A 23,797-nucleotide genomic window follows, 5' to 3' on the forward strand; every position below is an offset into this window, starting at 1 on the left:
GTAACGGCTAAAATACTAATTTTTTAATCCATTGTATTTAAGCTTAACTTAATCTTAAAACCCGGGGAACTTCGTATTTTTGTGGAAAATTTTATAATGAAGTATTTTTTTCAGACTCTGTTGATATTTCTTTTTTATTCTTGTGCAGCTCCACAGGAAAAAATAACAAATTCTCAAGGTTCTTTTAATCAGGAAAGGAATCTTATAGCGACTCCAAAACTCGTAGTAGGAGTGGTGGTGGACCAAATGCGCTACGATTATCTTACCCGGTTTTGGAACAGATATGGGGAAGATGGTTTTAAAAGATTAGTTTCTGAAGGTTACAACCTACGGAATAATCATTTCAATTATATACCAACTTACACTGCCCCGGGTCATGCTTCTGTTTTTACCGGTTCTGCGCCCGAAACTCATGGTATTATTGGAAATAACTGGTTCAATAAGTTTGAGAGGCAAATGGTTTATTGTGTTGAAGATGCGGGGGTAGAACCTGTGGGAACCCTGGATGATGCAGGAAAAATGTCACCTCATAGACTTCTTACCACCACAGTTTCCGATGAGAACAGGCTGCACACCCAAATGCGTGGAAAGACAATTGGGGTGGGAATGAAAGATCGCGGTGCAATACTTCCGGCAGGGCATACCGCTAATGCTGCTTATTGGTTCCATGGACAAAATGAAGGAGTATGGATAAGCAGTTCCTTTTATTTTCAGGATCTTCCGCAGTGGGTAAAAGATTTTAATGCTGCAGGACATGTAGAAAGCTACCTGAAGCCATGGAATACTTTAGAAGATGTAAATACATATGTGGAAAGCGGAGAGGATCTGAATATTTTCGAAGGCGGGTTCAGAGGTCAGGAGACTGCTGAATTCCCTTACGATCTTAAAGAATTGAGCGGACAAAATAGAGGCTATGACATCATAAAAGAAACTCCATTTGGGAATAACCTTACGCTGGATTTTGCTCTTGCCGCTATTGACGGAGAACAATTAGGTCAGGATGAATTTACCGACTTTTTAACTCTCAGCTTTTCTTCCCCCGATTATATTGGTCATAACTTCGGCGTGAATTCCAAAGAAATTCAGGATACTTATATGAGACTCGACAGAGATATAGCCAGGCTTTTAAAAGAGCTTGATGCCAAAGTAGGAGAGGGTAATTATACCTTATTTCTTACCGCAGACCATGGAGGAGTTCAGGTGCCAGCTTACCTGGAAACAGTAAAAGTCCCTTCAGGATATTTTGAAACATCTAATTTTAGAAATGATCTTGACACTTTTATTTCTCAAAAATTCAAATCTGATTCCTTAATTATGAACGTTTCTAATGGACAGGTTTTCTTTGATTATGAGGAGATTGCCAAAAATGATATTTCAAGAGAGGAACTTCAAATGGAAATTGCGCATTATCTTTTGCAGTACGACAGGATCAACCAGGTCTATACTCGCGAACAACTCGAGTCTTCATCTTATGGGAAAGGATTGGCTGCAGCTATTGATAATGGATTCCACCAGAAAAGAAGTGGCGATGTCGTATATCTTTTAGATCCTTCTGTGATCTCATATTCCCGCACCGGCTCCACTCACGGCAGCGGACAAAATTATGATACTCACGCCCCGCTTATTTTCTTCGGAAAAGGAATAAAAGCCGGAAACAGCCTGGAAAGAACAGAAATTATAGACATTGCTCCAACTATTTCAGCTTTATTGGGAATTCCATTCCCTAATGGTTCAACCGGAAAACCTCTTGAGATGGTTCTTGAAAAATAAAATTTAAAATAATTTTTCCAGCATTTTTCTATACCGGAGCCTTCTAATGAAGGCTCCTTCTTTTTGGTTTACCAAAAAAGGAATTTTTTGATGCTTTGCATTAAAATAGCCCTGAACATAATCCCTCATCAGTCCTAAATTTTTCTTTTTTGCAGCTAGTTTGGCAGAAGCTATAAGAGTGATGATAAAGCCATATCGCAGCTTGTAAAAAGCTTCTCCCTGCTTCAGTTTTGCGGCTTTATTATAGGTAGAGCCGGTAGGACGCAGGTGTTTCACAATCAGAGATGGAATTGTTCTAATTTTCCAGCCATGAAACAGGGCAAGCAGTTCATCTACCGTGTCCCAACCCATTGATGGTCTTAATCCTCCAATGGCCTTAAAACATTCCTTTCGATAGGCTTTCAGTGCTCCTCGAATGTGATCTTTATCCGTTAGATCTTCCACTACCCATTTTTCTTTTGACAGAATGTGACAAAATCCGCCGCACAATCCTACTTTGGGATCTTTGCTGAATTCTCCTGCAATAGTCTCTAAATAATGCTTAGGAAAAATCAGGTCCGCATCAAATTTGCAGATGATATCATAATCCTCATCCAGTTGGTCCCGTCCTTTTTGAAAAGCATTGACTACTTTGCTGCCCGGAAGATGGGCCTGGGAGGAGGTAGTTTTTACCAGAGAGATCCATGGATAGGCTGAAGCAAACTTTTTAATGATTTCTCCTGTTTCATCGTTGCTTTGGTCATCAACCACCACAAGTCTTTTCGGAAGCAGCGTTTGATTCACAAGGGAATCCAGAGTAAGGGAAATAAGATCTGCTTCGTTATGGGCGGGAATGACAATGTAAAATTTCAATGCTTCTGAAAGTTTCAGCTAATTTACAATTTTTGCCTGTCTGTTACAGAAGTAGTTTGATGTGGCTTGATCCCAAGGAATGGGAAGGGGAAATGATCCTCAACAGGGGTGTCAAAAATGGCATTTTTAACTAGATTTTCTTTTCGGCGTAGACGGCGTAGTACCGCGGAGTAAACTTTCTCAGCAATGGTCGTAAACCAATTTTGTTTACAGGATTCGCCCACTTATGACGTTTTTTGATTTCCCAACCTGCCTTTTCGAGGAGCCAGTCAAACTGCCAGTCCTCAAACTCATGAAAATGCCGGTCCCATTTATCTGTTTTACTGCGATAGGCCGGGGAAAACCACAATCTCAACGGAACACTGGCTACGAGTTTCTCTGCTTTGATATCCCTAAGTGCATTATAGGGTGCAAGCATATGCTCAAAAATCTCGAAAGCAGTAACAATTTCGGCAGAAGTATTCTTTACAGCTGTGGTGTCCAGATCGAGATCCTCTCCGGAAGTATTGGAAACAGAATATCCATGGCTTTCCATAACTTCCGAAAATGGATTTCTAACCCCCAGATCCAGAATGTTAGCGGGAGCCGGAGCTACAGCTTTTAAAAATTCGATAGTTTCTTTATACCTTTTGTTCGGAAAGTTCTTTTCGTACATTCTAGAACTGGTACACTATAGCATTGATGTTCATCCCTGCTCCAACACTGGCAAGGATAATTATATCTCCTTTATTAATACTCTGATCTTCCATCTTACCTTTAAGAATAAGATCCAGGAGAGTTGGTACGGTAGCTACAGAACTATTTCCAAGTTTCTCTATTGTCATCGGCATAATGCCCGCAGGCGGTGTGGTTTGAAAAAGCCTGTAGAAGCGTTTAATAATGGCTTCATCCATCTTCTCATTGGCCTGGTGGATGAGGATCTTTTTGACATCTGTAATGCTCTTACCGCTTTTTTCCAAACAGGCTTTCATGGCATCCGGAACATGGCTAAGGGCGAACTCATATATCTTTCTGCCGTGCATTTTTATGTAACGCCGGGAATCATTAACCTCTCGATTATTGGATTTTCCGAAGAAAATAAAATTAGCTTCATCGAAAGTATAAGAGGCAGTTTCATGCGCCAAAATTCCTCCTTCGTCATTGCTGGCTTCAATTACAGTTGCCCCTGCACCATCAGAATAGATCATGGAATCCCGATCATGTTTATCCACAACTCTTGAAAGCGTCTCAGATCCTATAACCAGACACTTTTTGGCCATACCACTTTGAATAAATGCCTTGGCCTGAATCACGGCTTCTACCCATCCTGGGCATCCAAACAGGATATCATAGGCAACACAACCTGGGTTTTTTATACGGAGTTTGTGTTTTACCCGGGAGGCGAGACTAGGGACAGTATCACTTTGCACATCGTTATGAAGGACATCTCCGTAATTATGAGCGACAATGATATAATCCAGCTCCTCAGGATTTATACCCGCATCTTCAATTGCACTGTTTGCAGCCAGATATGCGATATCTGAATTATTCAGTTCAGAATGTATATATCTGCGTTCGGCAATTCCTGTTATAGCCTTGAATTTTTCAATGATCACAGTATTGGACTGCTCAAAAGAAGAACCATCTTCATATAAAAATTCATGCTGCTGGAAGTCAGAATTTTTCTCAACCTTGTTTGGGATATAACTTCCTACCCCTGTAATTTTTATGCTCATTCTCTGTCTGTTATACGATCGACATCTACCAAAATTAATAAATGTAATGCCGGTTTCCCCTCTTTTTTATAGAAAAAATTCAGATTTGCGACATCTTCAAAAGATGAATTAAATTTATTTCATATGATTAAAAATCATACCAAAAATTCAAGTTTCGTTAAGAAGATGTTAATAAAATAAAATAGAAAAAAACCGAAGGTGGAGTGCCTTCGGTTGTTATTAGCTTAATCTTCCATATATTCTTCTATGGGAGCGCAGGTACAAATGAGATTTCGGTCCCCAAAAGCTTCATCCACTCTTCTTATTGAAGGCCAGAATTTATTTTCTGCCAGGTAATCAATGGGGAAAGCTGCTTTTTCACGGGTATACGGGAATTTCCAATCGTCTGATGTTAACATTCCCAGTGTGTGAGGAGAATTTTTAAGCACGTTATTGGGTTCATCTGCAGAGGCTTCATCTATTTCTTTTCTAATAGAAATAAGTGCATCACAGAATCTATCCAGTTCGGCCTTGCTCTCGCTTTCGGTAGGTTCGATCATCAGGGTTCCGGCTACAGGGAAAGATACTGTGGGTGCATGGAATCCATAATCGATTAACCTCTTAGCAATGTCTGTTACCTCAATTCCTTTGCTTTTGAATGGGCGGCAGTCTACGATCATTTCGTGAGCTGCTCTTCCACGCTCACCACTATAGAGTGTCTTATAGTGCTCTTCAATACGGGCTTTAATATAATTGGCATTTAAAATGGCAAATTGAGTTGACCTTTTAAGGCCTTCGGCTCCCAGCATCTTGATGTACCCATAAGATATAAGGCACACTAATGCAGATCCCCAGGGGGCTGCAGAGATTGCTGTTATTGCATCATCTCCTCCTGTTGGGATCACCGGGTTCCCCGGAAGGAAGGGTACCAGTTGCTCAGCCACACAAATAGGACCCACTCCGGGACCACCGCCACCATGCGGAATCGCAAAGGTCTTGTGCAGGTTGAGGTGACATACATCGGCACCGATAGCTCCGGGACTGGTTAGACCTACCTGAGCGTTCATGTTGGCTCCATCCATATAAACCTGTCCGCCATACTCGTGGATAGTATCAATAATTTCAATAATGGCCGATTCGAATACTCCGTGGGTGGAAGGATAAGTAACCATGAGCGCAGCAAGATTATCCTTGTGCTTAATAGCCTTCTCTCTCAGGTCATCTACATCGATGTTTCCTGATTCAGTTGATTTCGTTACTACTACCTTCATTCCCGCCATTACTGCCGATGCCGGATTGGTTCCATGGGCAGAAGATGGGATGAGACAGATATTTCGATGAGATTCTCCTCTTGATTCATGGTATTTACGAATTACCATGAGTCCGGCATATTCTCCCTGTGCTCCGGAATTTGGCTGAAGGGAAGTCCCTGCAAAACCGGTTATTTCATTAAGTTGTTCCTCAAGTCTCTTTAATACGATCTGGTAACCCTCTGCCTGCTCAACAGGAACAAACGGGTGAAGATTCCCCCACTGCGGATAACTTATTGGAAGCATCTCTGCAGCCGCATTAAGTTTCATGGTACATGATCCCAAAGAGATCATGGAATGGTTAAGAGAAAGATCCTTTCTCTCAAGTTTTTTGATATATCGCATCAACTCTGTTTCTGAATGATAAGAGTTGAAAACATCATTTTTGAGGAATTCAGTTTTCCGCTCCACAGAAGCCGGGATGTGATTATTTTCTGATAGTTTAGAAACTGTGATGGTTTCTTTCCCTGCAGCTTCAGCAAAAATTGCAAGAATGGTATTTATATCGTCAAGATTGACAGTCTCATTAAGAGACATAGCAACAACATCTTGAGCAGGATAGTAGAAATTCACCTCATTTCTTTCAGCAATCTCCTTGATCTTAGCTGCATCAGCTTTGATCAAAACGGTATCAAAGAAAGAGGAATTCAGTTGAGAATATCCAAGGCTCTCAATACTTTCAGCAACAGTTACGGCAGACCGGTGTACCCTGTCTGCAATAAATTTCAATCCTCGGGGACCATGGTAAACGGCATACATTCCCGCCATTACTGCCAATAATACCTGGGCAGTACAAATATTGGAAGTGGCCTTGTCTCTTTTAATATGCTGCTCCCTTGTTTGAAGAGCCATTCTAAGAGCAAAATTCCCGTCGGTATCTTTTGTAACTCCAATGATCCTTCCGGGGATATTACGCTTGTATTCCTCTTTTGTGGCAAAATACGCAGCGTGTGGACCTCCGTATCCTAATGGAATTCCAAATCTCTGGGTTGTTCCCACTACTACATCAACGCCAAATTCTCCCGGAGCACGTAGCTTAACAAGGCTCAGAATATCTGCAGCAACAGCTGTCTTAATATTGTTTTCCTTTGCTTTAGCAACAAAATGTGAATAGTCATATACATGCCCCATTCTTCCGGGATACTGAAGGAATGCACCGAAGAATTCATTTGAAAAATCAAATTCTTCATGATCTCCAAAAACCAGTTCAATTCCGAGCGGAATTGCTCGGGTTTTAAGTACATCTATAGTTTGCGGAAGTACCAGTTCAGAAACAAAGAACTTATTAACTTCATTCTTCTTCTGGTTACGCTCCCTTACTTCGTAAAGCAGAGACATAGCTTCGGCTGCCGCAGTGCCCTCATCCAGAAGAGAGGCGTTGGCAAGTTCCATTCCGGTAAGATCGGCAACGACGGTCTGGAAATTCAGTAGAGCTTCCAGTCTTCCCTGGGCAATCTCTGCCTGGTACGGAGTATAAGCCGTGTACCAACCCGGATTTTCCAGTATATTCCGCTGAATTACCGGCGGAGTTATGGATTGGTGATATCCAAGTCCAATATATGTTCTGAAAATTTTATTTTTGGCAGCCAGTGCTATATTGTGAGCAAGATATTCATGTTCACTCATGGCGGGGGCAAGCTCAAGATCTTTTTTCAATCTAATATCATCCGGAAGAGTTTCGTAAATTAACTGATCTATAGAATCAACTCCAACCGTCTTCAACATGTCCTGAAGATCATGTTCCCGGGGGCCTATATGACGTGAGGCAAAAGAATAAGTATTCATCAAATAAAAGTTGTGTTTCGAGGAGCGAAAATACGGAATTATAACCTAATTTTTAATGATTTGAAGGAGCAAGATTTGTTAAGTTTTATAAGCTTCCATAACAGGATATGAGTGCCACAAAGAAGTTTTTAGATGTTTACATCAACAGTAGTATTCATGTGGCAGTGGCGGTAGTTTCCCTGGTGACGATCACCAATCTGCATTTTAATTTAACGACAGATAAAAGCCTTCTTATTTTTGTATTTTTCGGGACCATCACAGGCTACAATTTTGTGAAATTTTCAGGTGTGGTAAAATTGTATCACCGCAATCTTGCTAAAAGCCTCAAAATTATCCGTTTTGTTTCCCTTTTTAGTCTGCTGGGTCTGTTAATTACTCTGTTCCTGGTCCCTTTAAAGGTCTTGCTGTGGAGTGCAGGCTTTGGCCTTCTAACCTTACTTTATGCACTCCCCGTTTTTGGCAGACAAAAAAACCTTAGAAGTGTATCGGGATTGAAAATTTTCATAATTGCTATTGTCTGGGCAGGGGTGACTGTAGTGCTGCCAATAACAAGCAACCAAAATGTCATTTTTGAAACTATAGGACTTGAATTTTCTCAGCGGTTTTTCCTCGTGCTGGTTTGGATCCTGCCGTTTGAGATAAGAGATCTTAAATATGATCTCCAGCAATTAGGTACAATTCCGCAGCGGGTTGGTGTTACAGCAACAAAGATAATTGGATTGGTAATCCTTTTAGCCGTAGTGGTATTGGAGATTTTGAAGAATTACTCTACCCTTGAAAGTATATTGGCAGTTATCCTTACTGCTATTGTAACAGCTGTGATGGTCTGGAAGTCAAATGAAGATCAATCCCGGTATTTTACTGCTCTTTGGGTTGAAGGGATTCCGGTACTGTGGTTAATGTTTCTTTTGCTCCTGAGAAGCCTGTGAATTGCCGTTATTCATTTTTTTCCTGAAATTTTCTTTTTCACTGGAGGAGCAGGATTTTAAATTGGCTTTTTTTAGGAGGGAAGACAGCTTCTTATTATTGTGCTGGTAGTCTTTGCAGGTCCTGCATAAATATATATGGAGCTTAAGCCTTAATTTCTCTTTGAGATTTGCCTCCCGGTATTCGGCTTTGGTGCAAAGGCTTGCTGCTTCTGCACAACTTAGTTTCATAAGACTTAATCCCTTCATATTAAAACCAGTTTTTCTCCAGGCATTTAGCCAGAGAAGTTCTGGCTCTGTGAATAATCACCCAAAGGTTAGACGGACTTATATTAAATTCATTACAGATGGTTTCTGTATCAATTCCGTCAATTGTTTTCATTTTAAAGATCTGGGCCTGTTTTTCATTAAGTTGATCCAGGCATTCAAGAATTGCGAGCCCCAGTTCGGTATTTTCCATACGATCTTCGGCAGTCATGTCAGAAAGATCTGCCACCTTCTCTTCCAGCCAGTCTCCTTCATCCTCACTATTCGGGAAATTCATCTTTACCTCGGCCTGTCCCTTACCGGAATTGATCCTGCGGTAATGATCAATGATCTTTCGCTTTAAAATTGAGATAAGCCAGGTTCTTTCTGTAGCATCGCCCTTAAAATTCTTCATGGAATTAAGGCCTGCCAAAAAAGTTTCCGAAATAATATCATTCGCCACTTCCCGGTCATTTACGCGCACAATGGTATAGTTGAACAGGTAATCTGCATACCTGTCAACCCATTTATCGGGGTTAAGAACGTTTTCTTCCATCTTGGTGGCTGGTGTCTCTCAAAAATAGGAAAAGATTTGGTTAATACTTTCTGAAGTTTCACCAAACCTTTTCTAATGCTGCGGAAGTCAGGGGTATTCCGATCTTCTATTTCTTCGGAAGCAATCCTGCCCGTCGTAATAATGCTTCCGGGGCAGCTTCTTTCCCTCTGAAGCGTTTGTACAGGGTTAACGGATGCTCCGTGCCTCCTTGTGATAGAATTGTTTCCCGGAATTTATTAGCTGTTTCCCTGTCAAAAATGCCATTTTCGGTAAAGAATTCGAATGCATCTGCATCCAAAACCTCTGCCCATTTATAAGAATAATATCCTGCTGCATAGCCTCCCTGAAAGATATGTGAAAAAGAAGTACTCATGCAATTTTCCTTCACTTCAGGATATAATTGTGTGGATTCAAAAGCCTTTTCTTCATGAGCTTTCACATCTGTAATTCCTGAAGGGTCTTTGCTATGCCAGCTCATGTCAAGCATTCCGAAACTCAACTGTCTTAGTGTAGCCATTCCCTCATGAAAAGTAGCGGAATCTTTTATTTTCTGAATGAGTTCATCTGGAATAACCTCGCCTGTTTCAAAGTGTTTAGCAAAAAGTTTTAGAGCATCTTTTTCATAACACCAGTTTTCCAGCACCTGACTCGGTAATTCCACGAAATCCCAGAATACATTGGTTCCCGATATGCTGGGGTAGATGGTATTGGCCAGCATTCCGTGAAGCGCATGGCCAAATTCATGGAAAAGTGTAGTCACTTCATTGAAGGTAAGTAAAGACGGCTCCTCATCTGTAGGTTTAGTGAAATTACACACAATAGAAATGTGAGGTCGCTCATCTTCTCCATTTTGCCGGTACTGGGATTTATAGGAAGTCATCCAGGCTCCGCCACGTTTCCCTTCCCGGGGATGAAAGTCGGCATAAAACAGTGCGATTTCCTTTCCGTCTTCATCGGTTACCATATAAGTATTTACCTCCGGATGATATACTTCAACTTCAAATACTTGTTTGAATTTAAGTCCGTACAGTTTTTCGGCTACTATAAAAACTCCATCGATTACCTTATTAAGCTCGAAATAAGGTTTTAGCTGCTCGTCATCAAGATCGAAAAGTTTTTGTTTTAATTTTTCGGAATAATAGGCTGCATCCCATTTCTCCAGGCGGTCAATTTGATCCAGGTCTTTTGCGAAATCTTCCAGTTCCTTAAATTCCTTTTCGGCTGCGGGCTTTGCTTTTTTCAGTAGTTCCTCCATAAAGGAATTAACTTTTTCGGGAGTCTCGGCCATGCGCTCCTCTAGTTTAAAATGGGCATAAGTTTGGTAACCGAGAAGATTGGCTTTTTGGTGACGGAGTTTGACTATTTGCAGTACATTTTCCCTGTTGTCCAATTCATCCCCGTGAAATCCTTTTGCTCCAAAGGCAATTGCCAGTTGCTTACGCAGCTCCCGGTTCTTCGCGTACTTCATAAAAGGAATATAGCTGGGGTAGTGGAGATTGAAGATCCAGCCTTCCTTATTTTTTTCTTTGGCCAGCATCCTGGCGGCGGTTCTTATTCCTTTCGGTAACCCGTCAAGATCTTCTTCTTTGGTGATATGAAGTTCGTAGCGGTTCGTTTCTGCCAGAACGTTTTCTCCAAAATTGAGACTCAATGCAGCAAGTTTCTTGTCCAGTTCGCGCAGCTCCTGTTTTTTTTCAGAATTTAGATTTGCACCATTCCTGGTGAACATTTTATATTTCTTGTCCAGCAAGGTTTTTTGTTCAATATTGAGCTCCAGGGAATCTTTTTTGTCGTAAACCGCTTTAACTTTACTGAAGAGTTCGGCATCCTGAATGACATCATTTTTGAAATCGGTCAATACTGGTGAAATTTCCTGCGCCAGCTTCTGAATTTTATCGTTCGTTTCGGCCGAATTGATATTAAAGAAAATACTTGTAATTCGGTCCAGCTTTTCTCCGGCGAATTCAAGAGCTTCTATAGTGTTTTCAAAAGTCGGTACTTCTGTAGATCTGGTGATTTTTTCAATATCTGCCCTTGCCAGACTTATAGCTTCTTCAATGGCAGGCTTGTAATGTTCAGTCTTTATCTTCATAAATGGAGCAGTATCAAACGGCTCCAAAAGCGGATTTTCTTTCATCATGCTGTATCTCATTTTAACCTAAAAGTGTGTACTTTAACTAAATTTTCAGAAAAAATTGGGAAATTCTAAAAATTATTCTTTACTTCACATTTCGAAAATATTAAAGACAGTAGCTTTTAGGTTTTTGATTAATATATTTAGAATGGTTAATAAATACTATTAAAACAACAAAATGCTACTTTAAAGCCACGCGAGAGCGTGGCTTTACTATTTAATTTTCTTTGCGCCTTCTATTACTTTTTGCTTCAGGCCTTCTTTGTAATCTACAATTTTCTGAAGTATTTTCAAATCTGAACTACCAAGGATCTGGGCGGCGAGAATTCCAGCATTTTTTGCGCCATTAAGAGCTACTGTGGCCACCGGAACTCCGCCGGGCATTTGTAATATGGACAGGACAGAATCCCAGCCATCGATCGAATTGCTGGATTTTACAGGAACACCAATTACCGGAAGAGGGGAGAGGGAGGCGATCATTCCGGGAAGATGGGCTGCCCCGCCTGCCCCTGCAATAATAACAGCTATATCTCTGTTATGGGCATTCTTTCCATAATCGAAAAGTTTATCGGGAGTGCGGTGAGCAGAAACGATATCTACCTCTGTCTCTATTCCAAAAGAAGCTAAAATGTCAATTGCTTCCTGCATTACCGGCATGTCGCTGGTACTGCCCATGATGATCCCTATTTTGCTCATATTGATATATTTAAGACCTCACAAGTTGTCAAATCTATGAGGTCTGGTATTTATTCACTTATTACTCTTATCTTCTTTTTAACTTCTTCAGCAATTCTTCTTGCTTCAGAAAGATCGGCGTTTACAATAGTAACATGTCCCATTTTTCTAAAAGGACGGGTGATCCTTTTTCCGTAAATGTGGGGAGTAACCCCATTCAATTTAAGGATTTCGGCGATGTTTTCGTAAACCACATTTCCGGTATATCCTTCTTCTCCTACCAAATTAACCATTACTCCGCCGGCTTTGCTCTCAGTTTCACCCAAAGGCAGATCTAAAATTGCTCTTAGGTGTTGCTCAAACTGGTTTGTAAACGCTGCTTCTATGCTGTAATGTCCGCTGTTGTGTGGACGCGGAGCTACCTCATTGACGAGGATTTCATCATTTTTCGTCTGAAACATTTCCACGGCAAGTAAACCTACATGTTCAAAAGCTTCTGAAACTTTTTCAGCAATCTCCCGTGCTTTTTTAGCTACGGAAGCGTCAATCCGGGCCGGACAGATCACATATTCTACCTGATTGGCTTCAGGATGGAACTCCATTTCTACCACCGGATAAGTTTTTACTTCTCCTGAAGGATTTCGTGCCACGATCACTGCAAGTTCATTTTTGAAAGGGATAAGCTCTTCTGCGATACAAGGAATTTCGGGTAAAGCTTCGGCAGCGGACTGATCCCTGATAACTGCTACGCCTTTCCCGTCATAGCCTCCCGTGGTACTTTTCCAGACTAACGGCAGGGAAATTTCTCCTTTCTCAAGACCTTCCAAAAATGTAATTTTTGAGGGGTATTTCTTGAAAGCGGCCGTTGGAATTCCATGACTGCTGTAGAAATCTTTTTGCACCCCTTTATCCTGAATACGCTCCAGGGTTTTAGAGGAAGGATAGACTTTTTTTCCTTCAGCTTCGAGTTTCTTTAATGCATCAACATTGACCCCCTCAATTTCAAAGGTTATTATATCTGCTTTTCTTCCAAAATTGACGACTGTTTCAAAATCCATGAGATCTCCCTGAGTAAATTCATTACAGGAGATTCGGCAGGGAGCTTCGGCACTGGGATCAAGGACAATGGTCCTGATATCATATTTTCGGGTCTCGTACAGCAGCATTTTTCCTAACTGGCCTCCGCCAAGGATCCCAAGGGTGAAATCTGAAGAAAAATAGTTGTTCATTAATCTGTCTTTCAGCAAAAATAATTTTAAAAAACTGAAATGCCGCAGGATTCACTCAGAAATGCGCAGATGTGACATAATGAGTTGAATGGAATATGTATCTTTGCTTCCCAAAAATATTTTCGTTTGGTACAATTACACGATCTACAATTTACACCTTTTATTTCTGAAGCCGAGATTGAAGCTGGCATTGAAAAAGTGGCCGCACAAATTAATGCGGACTTTGCTGGAAAAAATCCTTTATTTCTAGGTGTTCTTAACGGCGCTTTTCTATTCGCAGCAGAACTTATTAAGAGGTTTGAAGGGGATTGTGAGGTTAATTTTGTCAAGCTTAGCTCTTACGACGGTACCGGCACTACCGGAAAAGTAGAATCTTTGATGGGACTTACCGAGTCTCTAAAAGGAAGAAATGTGGTAGTCATCGAGGATATTGTTGATACAGGTAATACCCTGGAAAGCATTCATGGGATATTATTAAAAGAACAGGTTAATCAATACAAAATTGCTACTTTATTTTATAAGCCTGCATCTTATAAAAAGGACCTTCATATCGATTATGTGGGAATGGAAATTCCCAATGATTTTATTGTAGGTTTCGGTTTGGATTACAACGGACTGGGAAGAAATCTTACCCAGGTGTATAAATTAAAAGAAAATAAAATGACCAACCTCGTGTTATTTGGACCTCCGGGAGCCGGAAAAGGCACTCAGGCGACTATTCTTAAAGAATACTATAATTTAAAGCATATTTCAACGGGAGATGTGTTTAGATATAACATTAAAAATGAAACCGAGTTGGGAAAACTGGCGAAAGCCTATATGGACAAAGGTCAGTTAGTACCTGATAGTGTAACCATTGATATGCTTAAAGCTGAAGTGAGGCAGGCAAGCGAAGGAAACGGTTTTATTTTTGACGGGTTTCCACGAACTGTGGCACAGGCCGAAGCTCTTGAAGAATTTCTTAATGAGGAAGGAACGCAGGTTAGCGCCATGATCGCACTGGAAGTAGATGACGAGATTCTGGTGGAGCGCTTACTGGAACGCGGAAAAACTTCAGGGAGACCAGATGACGCCAATGAACTGGTAATTCGAAAAAGAATTAAAGTTTATTACGAAGAAACTGCTATCTTAAAACAATTTTACCTCAAGGAGAATAAATTTTACGGCGTTGACGGTGTGGGCTCTATTGATGAGATCACCTCCCGTTTAAAAGATGTTATAGACCGGTTGGTCTAAAATTTCCGGACTCCGGATAAGATAAAAATATGACTGAAGGGAATTTTGTTGATTACGTGAAGATCCACGTAGCTTCCGGAAACGGGGGGAAGGGGTCTGCTCATTTACACCGGGAAAAATATGTAGCTAAAGGCGGTCCCGATGGTGGTGACGGCGGGCGTGGAGGACATGTGATCCTTAAAGGCAATAAGAATCTTTGGACGCTTTTTCACTTAAAATTTAAACGCCATGTGAAAGCCGGCCATGGAGAACATGGGAGCAAACAACGCAGTACAGGAGCCGATGGAGAAGATCAATATGTTGAGGTGCCCCTGGGAACTGTAATCCGTGACACCGAGACTCAGAATATCCTTCATGAGATCACAGAGGACGGGCAGGAAGTTGTAATTGCCGAAGGCGGAAAGGGAGGACTGGGAAACTGGCACTTCAAATCATCTACCAATCAAACGCCGCGATATGCCCAACCGGGTATTCCCGGCGAAGAACGTGATGTCACTCTGGAGCTGAAAATATTAGCCGATGTTGGTCTTGTAGGCTTTCCCAATGCAGGAAAATCTACTTTACTTTCAGTGATCACAGCGGCTAAACCAAAAATAGCCGATTACGAATTTACCACCCTTAAGCCTAACCTTGGAATAGTCGAATATCGCGACTTTAAGACATTCGTAGTAGCCGATATTCCCGGCATCATTGAAGGTGCAGCCGAGGGGAGAGGAATTGGTCATCGTTTCCTGAGACATATTGAAAGAAATTCCACACTGTTGTTTCTAATTCCTGCAGATGCTAAAGATATCAGGAAGCAGTACGAGATACTGGTAGACGAGTTAAGACGCTACAATCCCGAGATGCTGGATAAAGACAGACTTATTGCTATCTCAAAAAGCGATATGCTGGACAGTGAATTAAGAGCCGAAATGAAGACAGAGCTGGATAAGACCTTTGATGAGCCATACCTCTTTATTTCGTCTGTTGCTCAACAGGGGCTGACAGAATTAAAGGATAAGCTCTGGGAAATGCTGAACAGGGAAGCTGTTTAATTCATGTTAATCTCTTAGTATTCAGTTGTGTTTTCTTTAAATTTAGGAAAAACACTTTATGAAATTTCTAAAACTTTTTTTTCTCTGCCTTGTATTATCTGCATGTAGTGGTACACAGGCAGTCTATGACTACGACGAACAGGCAGATTTTACAGCATATAATTCAGTTGCTATTTATCCGGAATTGCGCAGTGGTCTGAGCCAGTTAGACGAGAAGCGTTTAATGACTGCCATTGAGGGGCAATTGACAAATGAGAGTTTGTCATTTTCTTCGAATCCCGATCTTTACCTTAATGTCTATACTGAAGAGTACCGGGAGCAAAGCCGTAACAGTCTGGGAATCGGGCTGGGTGGCACCGGAAGAAATGTCGGGGTAGGAGTGAGTGGCGGAATCCCCCTCGGAGGTCCTGAGACATATCTTAGACTTACTTTTGATCTTATTGATGTAAGTACAGATGCCTTGGTGTGGCAGGCTGTTGTAGATAGTAAATTTGATTTTAATGCCAATCCTGAAGAAAGACAGAGACGCTTTAATAAAATAGTGGAAGAAGCCTTCAAAGCTTATCCTCCAAAAAGGTAATTTAAACCTACATCTTTTCTTATAAAAAAACAGGCCCCGGTTTCCCGGGGCCTGTTTGGTTGGTTAGTTAGTAACGTATAAAATTATTCCTGGTTTTCGTAAACTCCCGATTCTTCTTCGGGTTGCGTAGGAGTTTTTCCGGTGATTTCGGTGAACTCACTTCTACGGTTTCTTGCATACTGCTCGTTTGTACAACCGGTTGGTTTTGTACAATCATTAAGCGGCATACTTTCACCAAATCCTTTAGCAGTTAGTCTGCTTCTGTCAATACCCTGGTTAACCAGATACTCCAAAGTAGCTTCTGCACGTCTCTGTGAAAGCTTCATATTGTATTGATCACTACCACGGGCATCGGCATGAGAACCTATCTCGATTTTAAGAGATGGGAAGTTTTTCATGATCTCAGCTACTTTGTTAAGCGTAGGCTCAGATTCTGGCTTAATAGTGGCCTTGTCAAAGTCAAAGTAGATGTTTCCTACACCTGCAATTTGTCTTCTTCCTGTATCAGGATTGATCTCACTAATTTCCTTAGGTAGAACTGGAGGAGTGTAGTCTTCTCTTGTGAAAGCATACAGGTTATCTGAACCTCTTCTGTTTGAAGCGAGGTAACCTTTTTCTTCTCCTTCTCTAAGTACAAAGGCGAAATCATCAAACTCACTGTTTAGAGTGGCGCCAAGATTCTGCGCTTCTCCAAAAGTGCCGTTGGATTGTTCACTTTTGAAAACATCAAGATTTCCAAAACCAACATGCCCGTCAGATGTGAAATAGAGAGTTCCGTCGTTAGCGATATAAGGGAATTGTTCCCTGTTAGCAGTGTTCACATTAGGACCAAGATTTACAGGTTGTCCGAAAGTTCCATCATCATTTACAGAAACGCTGTAGATGTCGAAAGAACCTAAAGAACCCGGCATATCACTGGCAAAGTACAAAGTTGAACCATCCTCGCTTAGGGTTGGGTGTTCTGTAGAGTACTGGTCGCTGGTAAAAGGTAAAGCTTCAATATTTGTCCACTCTCCGTCAACAAGCTCGGCACGATAGATCCTGATAGTTGCCACCGGAACATCTGCCCAATCCACTTTTACTCTTCTTGAGTTGGTACGGTCAAAATACATTACAGTTCCGTCGTTTGAAAAAGATGCAGAGCTCTCATGAGTATCAGTATTGATCTTGTCATTGAACAGAGAAATGTTGCTTAGCTTTCCTTCATTATCAATGTCGGCTACATAAAGATCCAAATATGGTTTGTTGTTCCATTTGTAGATAGGGCGTGCTGAGTTTCGCGTAGATGCGAAAACAATACGGTCTCCCATAAAAGTAATTCCAAAGTCTGAGGATGCAGCATTTTGCATTACCTGGTTGGTAGTATAAGTGTGGGATACTGTAGTATCTAACTTACTGGACCACTCCTCGAAATCAACTTCTTGTCCCAGATATTCGCTGAGGTACTTATCGGCTTCTTCATTTTCACCGGTTGCACGAAGGGCATGGGCAAACCTGAATTTATATTCAGGTGCAGTACTTCCTTCATGTCTCAGAAATAATAATCTGTAAGTTTCCGCCGCATTCTTCATCCTGTTGGTAAAGAAATAGGAATCGGCAAGATTTTCAAGAACTTTTTGATCCTTATCCTGAACCAGGCGGTATTCTTCAGAAGCATCCATAAAAGCTCTTTGGTTAAAGAGCCTGTCTGCTTTCTTAACCTGTGAACTCTGGGCAAAGGCCGAGAATCCAACAAGTATTGTGAAAAGTATGGTATAAAGTTTTTTCATGTGTCTTAGGTTTTAGAAGAATCTTGGGGATACGTTATAACCTTTTGAAAGGCCTAGCAGGTCAAGGTCGAACAACACCATGATCTCATGGGTTCCGTCGTTGAAATCACCCAGGTTTCCTGTAGTATAGTCATATGCATAACCTATACGAAGCTCCGGAGTAACCCTGAAGTTTACAAGTCCGCTGACGGTTTCATCGAAACGGTATGCCACCCCGGCTTCAAAACGGTTATAAAGAAGCACGTTTGCAGTAACATCAACCGAAAGAGGAGCTCCTTCCACGGCACGGGCCATAAAGGCAGGTTTTAGTTTCAGGTTTGGGTTAAGATCGAAGACATAACCTCCTGTTAGGAAGTAATGAATATTTTCCTCACCCAAACGGGCCAATCCTGTTTCGTTCTCCAGGTGTTTTGATGTGAAGATATTTGGTGCTGAAAGACCAACATAATACTTCTCTCCAAACCAGTAAGCACCTACTCCAAAATTTGGAAATGCCTCGCTTATGTTTTGCATTGCGGGGTCATTAGCCTCATTTGTTCTAAGTCTGCTAAGGTCGGCATCAAAGAAGGTAACCCCTGCCTTTACTCCAAAAGATAATTTTGAAGATTCAGTAACCGGCAGAACATAAGCTACGTCTGCGTATAGGTTGTTTTCTTTAACAATGTCACCAATTTCATCATGAACAATGGAAAGACCAACTTCCAGCCTCTCGGTAAGACCGGTATGAGCAAAGAAATTAGCTGTTTCCGGTGCGCCTTCCATTCCGGCCCATTGATTTCTGTATAGACCTCCCACGTTTAGCATTCCCAGGTCATCTATTGCATAAGCGGGATTGATCACGCTCATGTTATACATGTATTGGGTATACATTGGGTCTTGTTGTGCATTACCCTTTAGTGAAAAAAGGGCAATGCAAACAACTGTAAAAATTTTTATAAAAGAATTTCTCATGTGTTTTGAATATTTCAAAATTATCTGCTTAAGTACAATCTACCTTGAGTAGGTGCGGTTTGTCCATCATTGAAATACAGGATGTAGAAATATACACCTGCAGGTAGTACTCCGCTTCCAAAAGATCCTTCGGTTGAAACTCCATCCCATTCGGGGGTAGAAGAATTTCCTTTGTAAACAGGTTCTCCCCAGCGGTTGTAGATCTCCAGGTTAAAGTTTGGATATTCTGAAGCCAGGTTCTCAATGACAAAACGGTCATTTATTCCATCTCCGTTTGGAGAAAAGGCCTCAGGGATAATGATCTCGCAAACTTCAAGAGTAACTGTCACCGGCAGTCTTTCAGAACTTTCACATCCGGTAGTAGCATCTGTAGACGCTGCATAGTAGGTAGTGTTATTTTGCAGTACTGTGGACGAAGGAACTGTTTGTGTTCCTGTAGCCGTAGCATACCAGGTAATCGTTCCCGATCCGGATACATTTTCCTGAAGGTCTGCAATGGTAGCTCCATCAAATTCACAGAAGACATTTCCTCCCGCTTCAAGCGTAGGAGCAGTGCTGTCTTCAAGAGTTACTTCAATCATTGCAGCATCAGACTCACAACCTGCTGTGTTAGTTTGGGTCACATAGTAAGTTCCCTCTGTCAACACATCTGTACCGGCTGCAGGCTCTGTAAGTTCTGCATTTGTGAACACGTCGAAAGTAGCACCATCTTCTCCTGTAATATCCAGGTCGGCCACGGTAGCACCTTCAACAACACATCCTGTGAAGTCGGTAACTGTTGGGGCGTCTGGAGTGGTAGAAATTGTAACAGTAACAGAAGGTCTGTCGTCGCAGGTTCCTTCCGCGTCACCGGCAAAATATACGCTTCCATCAACCAGAGCAGTAGTTGCATCAAGTGGTGTCGCTGCATCTACAGAAGAGTACCAAAGCACTCCTGCAGGTAAAAGATCGGCTATAGTTGGAGCACCGTCACAGAAAGTTTGTTCTGTTTGAGTTACTTCAGGACAATTTGGTTCTACTGTTCCTACAACTACGGTAACTGTAGCTGATGCTGAACATCCGTTGTCACCTGTCACTGTATAGGTGTAAACACCTTCATCGTCTGTTGCGGGATCAAATGTTCCATCAACTTCTTCTCCGCCGAAGGTCCATGTTCCACCTGTCTCCGGAGTTCCTCCAAGTTCAGCGAATAGATCTACTGTTTCAGTAGCATCTTCTTCAAGGTTCACAGTAGCACTTTGACCGGCATCGGGATTTTCAAGAACTGTTACAGTAAGAACAGCAGAGTCTACGCACTGTCCAGTACCTACCGTGTAAGTAGTTGTGAAATCACCGAATCTACTATTGATATTGTATTGGTCGATAATTTGCTGAATAGTCGGATTGAATGTTCCGTTCCTATCAACTCCAGCCTCAAGAAGATTCAGATAAAGATTTCTAACTCCTGAGTTACTTAAATTTTCAACTTCTGAGTTACAAACTTCAATTGAGTTATCTGCCCCGGCGTTTGCGGTATTCTCTCCAACAGTAACTGTGAAATCTGTTGAATCTGTACCTGTGACACATGCGCCCTGATCATCTTCGCTAACTGTATAGGTAATTGTGTAATCACCTTCTACAGAAACATCAAGAGCTCCATTGTTTATCTCATTTCCGTCTGCGTCAAAAAATCTACCACCTTGAGAAGAATCATCCGCTAAATATGCGAATAGATCAAGTGTGTTGTCGCTTACACATACCGTGAAATTGTCGATAGTGCCTGCATTTGCTTCTTCAACGGCAATTATAGTCACTGTAAGCTGAACAGAGTCTGAACACTCTCCATCAGTAAGGGTATATGTAGTGGTAAAGTCTCCTAAACCATCTTCATCAGCCTGATACATGGCGGCAATCTGAGCAGCAGTTGGGCTTAAAGTACCGGTTCTGTCAATTCCGGAATCTAGTAGGTTCAAATAGAACTTTCTGATTTCATCCACACTAGGAAAGGTTGCCTGAACATCGGTTTCACAAACTGTAGTACTTGTATCTGTTCCTGCATCCACCACACCCTCGCAAGGATCTGTTGGATCTGTAGTTACGTTAACTGTAACAGTAGCTGAATCCATACAAGTTTCATAACCTACGGTGTAGGTGAAAGTACCTGCTTCATCTGTAGCCGGATCAAAAGTCCCATTTCCGGAACTCCAGACTCCGCCTTGTTGAGCATCTGGACCAAGTAGAGCGAAAAGATCTACCGGAGCATCATCTTCATTAACGGTAAAAGTTGCATCCTCTCCCGCATTAGCATCAGTAACAATGTTCACAGTCAGCTCATATGAATCTCCATTTACTGTATAAACAGTTGTAAATTCTCCCAAACCATCTTCATCTGCCTGATACATTTCAGAAATTTGTTGTGGAGTAGGATTAAATGTTCCGGTAGTAGGTACACCCGACGGGAGCAGCCTTAAATAGAACTTCCTTATTTCGTCGAAACTTGGGAAGAGAGTATCTACATCTCCTTCACAAACTATGGCATAACCGGTACCTGGTGTGGTAGGATCTGTTGGATCTGTCGGATCTGTTGTTACATTTACAGTAACAGTAGCTGAATCCATACAAGTTTCATAACCTACGGTGTAGGTGAAAGTGCCTGCTTCATCTGTAGCCGGATCAAAAGTCCCATTTCCGGAACTCCAGGTTCCACCTTGTTGAGCATCCGGACCAAGCAGAGCGAAAAGATCTACCGGAGCATCATCCTCATTAACGGTAATAGAGGCATCTTCTCCTGCATTAGCTTCAGTAACAATATTCACTGTCAGCTCGTATGAATCTCCATTTACTGTATATACAGTTGTAAATTCCCCCAATCCGTCTTCATCGGCCTGATACATTTCACTAATCTGTCTCGGCGTAGGATTAAAAGTTCCATTAGTGGCTACTCCTTCAGGAAGAAGTCTTAAATAAAATTTTCTAATTTCATCATAGCTTGGAAAAAAAGTATCTACATCAGCTTCACAAACAATAGCGTATCCCGTTGCATCACCTGGATCTGTAGGATCTACAGGATCAGAGGTAACTGTAACGACAACATCGGCTGAATCTGTACAGCCGTCTCCAACGGTATAAGTATAAGTTCCCGGTGAATCTGTAGCCGGATCAAAAATTCCATCTCCGGAACTCCATGTTCCGCCTTCCTCAGCGTTATCTCCCAAAAGGTCGAAAAGGTTAACAGGAGCGTCATCAGAATTTAATGTTATGCTTGCATCCTCGCCGGCATATACATCCTCATATACAGTTACTGTAATCTCTGCCTGATCCTCACATACTCCTTCCCCCACAATGTAGGTTGTGGAAACAGTAAATGGATATACTCCGGTATTGTATTTTAAAATAAGTTCGGCTGCAGGATCTCCGGTAAATGTGCCGTCAGTATCTCTTTCTCCAAAGTAGGAGGCTAAAATGGCATTCATCTCTTCTTCTGACTGTGCAGTAGACAGTTGTACTGCAAGAGCCTCGGCCTCAGACTGACATAGATCTGCGTCAACATCCGCACCTGCATTAGCCGTGCAAGGAGCGACTATAATGGTAAATGTGGCAGAATCGCTACCCACAATACAACCGGAAGTTTCATCTACAGTATAAGTAACAGTATAAGTTCCTTCTCCTTCGGCTGCAGGATCGAAATTGCCATCGGGATATTCAACAAAGAATCCCGTTTCAATTGCACCTACTCCAGAAATATAGTTGTATAGATCTATAGCAGAATCGTTCAGGTCCAATTCAATTGTAACATCATCTCCTGCATTGGCATCTAATGCCTCAATAATTGTTATGGTAAGATCTACCTGGTCACAACCTACTGTATATGTTGTGGTGAAATCTCCCAGACCGTCCTCGTCATTTTGGTATTGATTGGCAAGTTGTTCTGCTGTAGGACTAAATGTTCCGTCAGTTGGAACTCCTTCAGCCAATAACCCTAAAAGATAATTTTCAATGGCGTCAATACTCGGAAAAGTTTCATCTACATCGAGTTCACAAACAATTCCCGGTTCCGGAGTTCCAAGATCTTGTGGTTCGATAACAGTAACAGTTACTGCTAGTCTGGCAATACTCTCACAATCTTCACCAACTGCAGATACGTAATAAGTTCTTCCATCTACAAGAGGTGTGCTGGAACTTAATTCTGTTTGGGAAGTTGCAGTGCTAAAATATCTATTAGTTCCCGTCGCCTCAATGTCTGCAAGAGTCGGATCGTCTATAGCGCAGAATTCCTGTGCTGCCGGTCCGGTGGGAGCTGGTTCTGAATAAAACTGAACAGTGGTTTTCCTTCTGTTGGTCTCACAATCTCCTTCGGGTGAATATACTGCTGCAAAATAATCAGTATTATTCTGAAGCTCAGTACCCGCAGGGATAGGATCAGTGGAAGTTCTGCTGTAATACCATCTTACATTGTCTTCGTTTTCAGCGTTTGTTCTCAAATCCTCAATATATAAACCTGGATTTTCAACATCTGCCACACAAACACCGATAACAGATAATGACTGTTTTCTATTTGCCGAGCTGGTAGGAGTAGTGGAAGCTTTAATTCCTAAAATTTCAGGTTCGCTTGCAATTTGGACGGTAACTTCCGCACGTGTGCCCTGACAGTTGTCAGAACTTGTTCCAGCATAGTAGGTGCCACTAACTAAGGAGGTAGTATTTGGAATTGATGTGGAGGTGGTCTGACTTGAATACCACACTACATCTGTTCCCGTGGTTACTACCAAATCTCCAACAACAGCTTCCTGTGAATCACAGAAAAACTGTAGGGAATCTCCACTATCTACGGTAGGACAGTCCTGTCCATACATCGTGGTTCCGCTAAATAAAATAAAGGCAAAAAAGAGTAATGGTACTCTCATTTTACCCAGAGTAAAAATTCGCATAGGCTCAAAGTGTTAAATTAAATCGATTTTCATTAAAGGTTTTTACGGTTCAAATATAAATTAATCATTCATATTAAAACTTAAACTCCTGTTAAGGATGGAGTCTAAGGGGGCTCAGCGCAAAGCTGTGTATTTCGTTG

At 41.7% G+C, this 23,797-nt stretch carries 16 protein-coding genes; 5 read left to right on the forward strand and 11 right to left on the reverse strand.

The features are described 5' to 3' along the window. Positions 1 to 96 precede the first annotated feature (96 nt). Positions 97 to 1,770: an alkaline phosphatase PafA gene (gene pafA, locus G564_RS0107380; RefSeq protein ID WP_029037098.1), complete on the forward strand. Its 1,674-nt coding sequence runs from the start codon at positions 97 to 99 to the stop codon at positions 1,768 to 1,770. 3 nt (positions 1,771 to 1,773) lie between these two features. Here pafA and G564_RS0107385 read toward each other — a convergent pair whose 3' ends face one another. The 4 genes from G564_RS0107385 to gcvP all read right to left on the reverse strand — a co-directional run bounded on the left by G564_RS0107385 (position 1,774) and on the right by gcvP (position 7,411). Next, positions 1,774 to 2,622, reverse strand: a complete 849-nt coding sequence (locus tag G564_RS0107385) for a glycosyltransferase (RefSeq protein ID WP_029037099.1) — start codon at positions 2,620 to 2,622, stop codon at positions 1,774 to 1,776. 130 nt (positions 2,623 to 2,752) lie between these two features. Next, on the reverse strand, positions 2,753 to 3,277 hold the full coding sequence (locus G564_RS0107395) for a class I SAM-dependent methyltransferase (RefSeq protein WP_029037100.1): 525 nt from the start codon (positions 3,275 to 3,277) through the stop codon (positions 2,753 to 2,755). A gap of 1 nt (position 3,278) precedes the next feature. After that, a complete protein-coding gene (locus tag G564_RS0107400; RefSeq protein ID WP_029037101.1) occupies positions 3,279 to 4,337 on the reverse strand; it encodes a 3-oxoacyl-ACP synthase III family protein in 1,059 nt (352 codons plus the stop codon). A gap of 224 nt (positions 4,338 to 4,561) precedes the next feature. Further along, the gene (gene gcvP, locus G564_RS0107405; RefSeq protein WP_029037102.1) at positions 4,562 to 7,411 is read right to left on the reverse strand and encodes an aminomethyl-transferring glycine dehydrogenase; all 2,850 of its coding nucleotides are present in this window, start codon (positions 7,409 to 7,411) and stop codon (positions 4,562 to 4,564) included. A gap of 107 nt (positions 7,412 to 7,518) precedes the next feature. Between gcvP and G564_RS0107410 the strand changes: the two genes are divergently transcribed. After that, positions 7,519 to 8,340 carry a UbiA prenyltransferase family protein gene (locus G564_RS0107410; RefSeq protein WP_029037103.1) on the forward strand — a complete coding sequence of 274 codons (822 nt, stop codon included), beginning with the start codon at positions 7,519 to 7,521 and terminating at the stop codon, positions 8,338 to 8,340. A 247-nt stretch (positions 8,341 to 8,587) separates the two neighbouring features. Here G564_RS0107410 and G564_RS0107420 read toward each other — a convergent pair whose 3' ends face one another. The 4 genes from G564_RS0107420 to G564_RS0107435 all read right to left on the reverse strand — a co-directional run bounded on the left by G564_RS0107420 (position 8,588) and on the right by G564_RS0107435 (position 13,177). Continuing rightward, positions 8,588 to 9,139: a sigma-70 family RNA polymerase sigma factor gene (locus tag G564_RS0107420; protein WP_029037105.1), complete on the reverse strand. Its 552-nt coding sequence runs from the start codon at positions 9,137 to 9,139 to the stop codon at positions 8,588 to 8,590. A 106-nt stretch (positions 9,140 to 9,245) separates the two neighbouring features. Next, positions 9,246 to 11,279, reverse strand: coding sequence for a M3 family metallopeptidase (locus G564_RS0107425; RefSeq protein ID WP_029037106.1), 2,034 nt, complete (start codon positions 11,277 to 11,279; stop codon positions 9,246 to 9,248). Positions 11,280 to 11,486: 207 nt separating this feature from the next. Further along, complete coding sequence (gene purE, locus G564_RS0107430) at positions 11,487 to 11,969, reverse strand: 5-(carboxyamino)imidazole ribonucleotide mutase (protein WP_029037107.1); 483 nt, start codon at positions 11,967 to 11,969, stop codon at positions 11,487 to 11,489. Positions 11,970 to 12,019: 50 nt separating this feature from the next. Then, positions 12,020 to 13,177 carry a 5-(carboxyamino)imidazole ribonucleotide synthase gene (locus tag G564_RS0107435; RefSeq protein WP_029037108.1) on the reverse strand — a complete coding sequence of 386 codons (1,158 nt, stop codon included), beginning with the start codon at positions 13,175 to 13,177 and terminating at the stop codon, positions 12,020 to 12,022. A gap of 126 nt (positions 13,178 to 13,303) precedes the next feature. Here G564_RS0107435 and G564_RS20140 point away from each other — a divergent pair, with 126 nt between their 5' ends. From G564_RS20140 to G564_RS0107450, 3 genes are read left to right on the forward strand one after another with little or no spacing between them, the layout of a single operon-like run. Next, positions 13,304 to 14,413, forward strand: coding sequence for an adenylate kinase (locus G564_RS20140; RefSeq protein ID WP_084625602.1), 1,110 nt, complete (start codon positions 13,304 to 13,306; stop codon positions 14,411 to 14,413). Positions 14,414 to 14,442: 29 nt separating this feature from the next. Further along, positions 14,443 to 15,450, forward strand: coding sequence for a GTPase ObgE (gene obgE / locus G564_RS0107445; RefSeq protein ID WP_029037110.1), 1,008 nt, complete (start codon positions 14,443 to 14,445; stop codon positions 15,448 to 15,450). 58 nt (positions 15,451 to 15,508) lie between these two features. Further along, entirely contained in the window at positions 15,509 to 16,030 is a 522-nt protein-coding gene (locus G564_RS0107450) for a DUF4136 domain-containing protein (RefSeq protein ID WP_029037111.1), read from the forward strand. A gap of 83 nt (positions 16,031 to 16,113) precedes the next feature. On the opposite strand, the gene G564_RS18815 is transcribed toward G564_RS0107450, so the two are convergent. From G564_RS18815 to G564_RS0107465, 3 genes are read right to left on the reverse strand one after another with little or no spacing between them, the layout of a single operon-like run. After that, entirely contained in the window at positions 16,114 to 17,799 is a 1,686-nt protein-coding gene (locus G564_RS18815; protein ID WP_051205356.1) for an OmpA family protein, read from the reverse strand. A gap of 12 nt (positions 17,800 to 17,811) precedes the next feature. Further along, on the reverse strand, positions 17,812 to 18,750 hold the full coding sequence (locus G564_RS0107460; protein WP_029037112.1) for a PorP/SprF family type IX secretion system membrane protein: 939 nt from the start codon (positions 18,748 to 18,750) through the stop codon (positions 17,812 to 17,814). A gap of 20 nt (positions 18,751 to 18,770) precedes the next feature. Further along, positions 18,771 to 23,657, reverse strand: a complete 4,887-nt coding sequence (locus G564_RS0107465; protein ID WP_084625603.1) for a T9SS type B sorting domain-containing protein — start codon at positions 23,655 to 23,657, stop codon at positions 18,771 to 18,773. Between the last annotated feature and the right edge of the window lie 140 nt (positions 23,658 to 23,797).

It is taken from the genome of Salinimicrobium xinjiangense DSM 19287 (assembly GCF_000423585.1).
GTDB lineage: Bacteria > Bacteroidota > Bacteroidia > Flavobacteriales > Flavobacteriaceae > Salinimicrobium > Salinimicrobium xinjiangense.

Bases quoted from the DNA above. Each gene is read 5' to 3' on its own strand.
- G564_RS0107420 (WP_029037105.1), bottom strand. From the start codon at position 9,139: ATGGAAGAAAACGTTCTTAACCCCGATAAATGGGTTGACAGGTATGCA.
- G564_RS0107395 (WP_029037100.1), bottom strand. From the start codon at position 3,277: ATGTACGAAAAGAACTTTCCGAACAAAAGGTATAAAGAAACTATCGAA.
- G564_RS0107425 (WP_029037106.1), bottom strand. From the start codon at position 11,279: ATGATGAAAGAAAATCCGCTTTTGGAGCCGTTTGATACTGCTCCATTT.
- obgE (WP_029037110.1), top strand. From the start codon at position 14,443: ATGACTGAAGGGAATTTTGTTGATTACGTGAAGATCCACGTAGCTTCC.
- G564_RS0107460 (WP_029037112.1), bottom strand. From the start codon at position 18,750: ATGAGAAATTCTTTTATAAAAATTTTTACAGTTGTTTGCATTGCCCTT.
- gcvP (WP_029037102.1), bottom strand. From the start codon at position 7,411: ATGAATACTTATTCTTTTGCCTCACGTCATATAGGCCCCCGGGAACAT.
- G564_RS0107400 (WP_029037101.1), bottom strand. From the start codon at position 4,337: ATGAGCATAAAAATTACAGGGGTAGGAAGTTATATCCCAAACAAGGTT.
- pafA (WP_029037098.1), top strand. From the start codon at position 97: ATGAAGTATTTTTTTCAGACTCTGTTGATATTTCTTTTTTATTCTTGT.
- G564_RS18815 (WP_051205356.1), bottom strand. From the start codon at position 17,799: ATGAAAAAACTTTATACCATACTTTTCACAATACTTGTTGGATTCTCG.
- G564_RS0107435 (WP_029037108.1), bottom strand. From the start codon at position 13,177: ATGAACAACTATTTTTCTTCAGATTTCACCCTTGGGATCCTTGGCGGA.
- purE (WP_029037107.1), bottom strand. From the start codon at position 11,969: ATGAGCAAAATAGGGATCATCATGGGCAGTACCAGCGACATGCCGGTA.
- G564_RS0107465 (WP_084625603.1), bottom strand. From the start codon at position 23,657: ATGCGAATTTTTACTCTGGGTAAAATGAGAGTACCATTACTCTTTTTT.
- G564_RS0107450 (WP_029037111.1), top strand. From the start codon at position 15,509: ATGAAATTTCTAAAACTTTTTTTTCTCTGCCTTGTATTATCTGCATGT.
- G564_RS0107410 (WP_029037103.1), top strand. From the start codon at position 7,519: ATGAGTGCCACAAAGAAGTTTTTAGATGTTTACATCAACAGTAGTATT.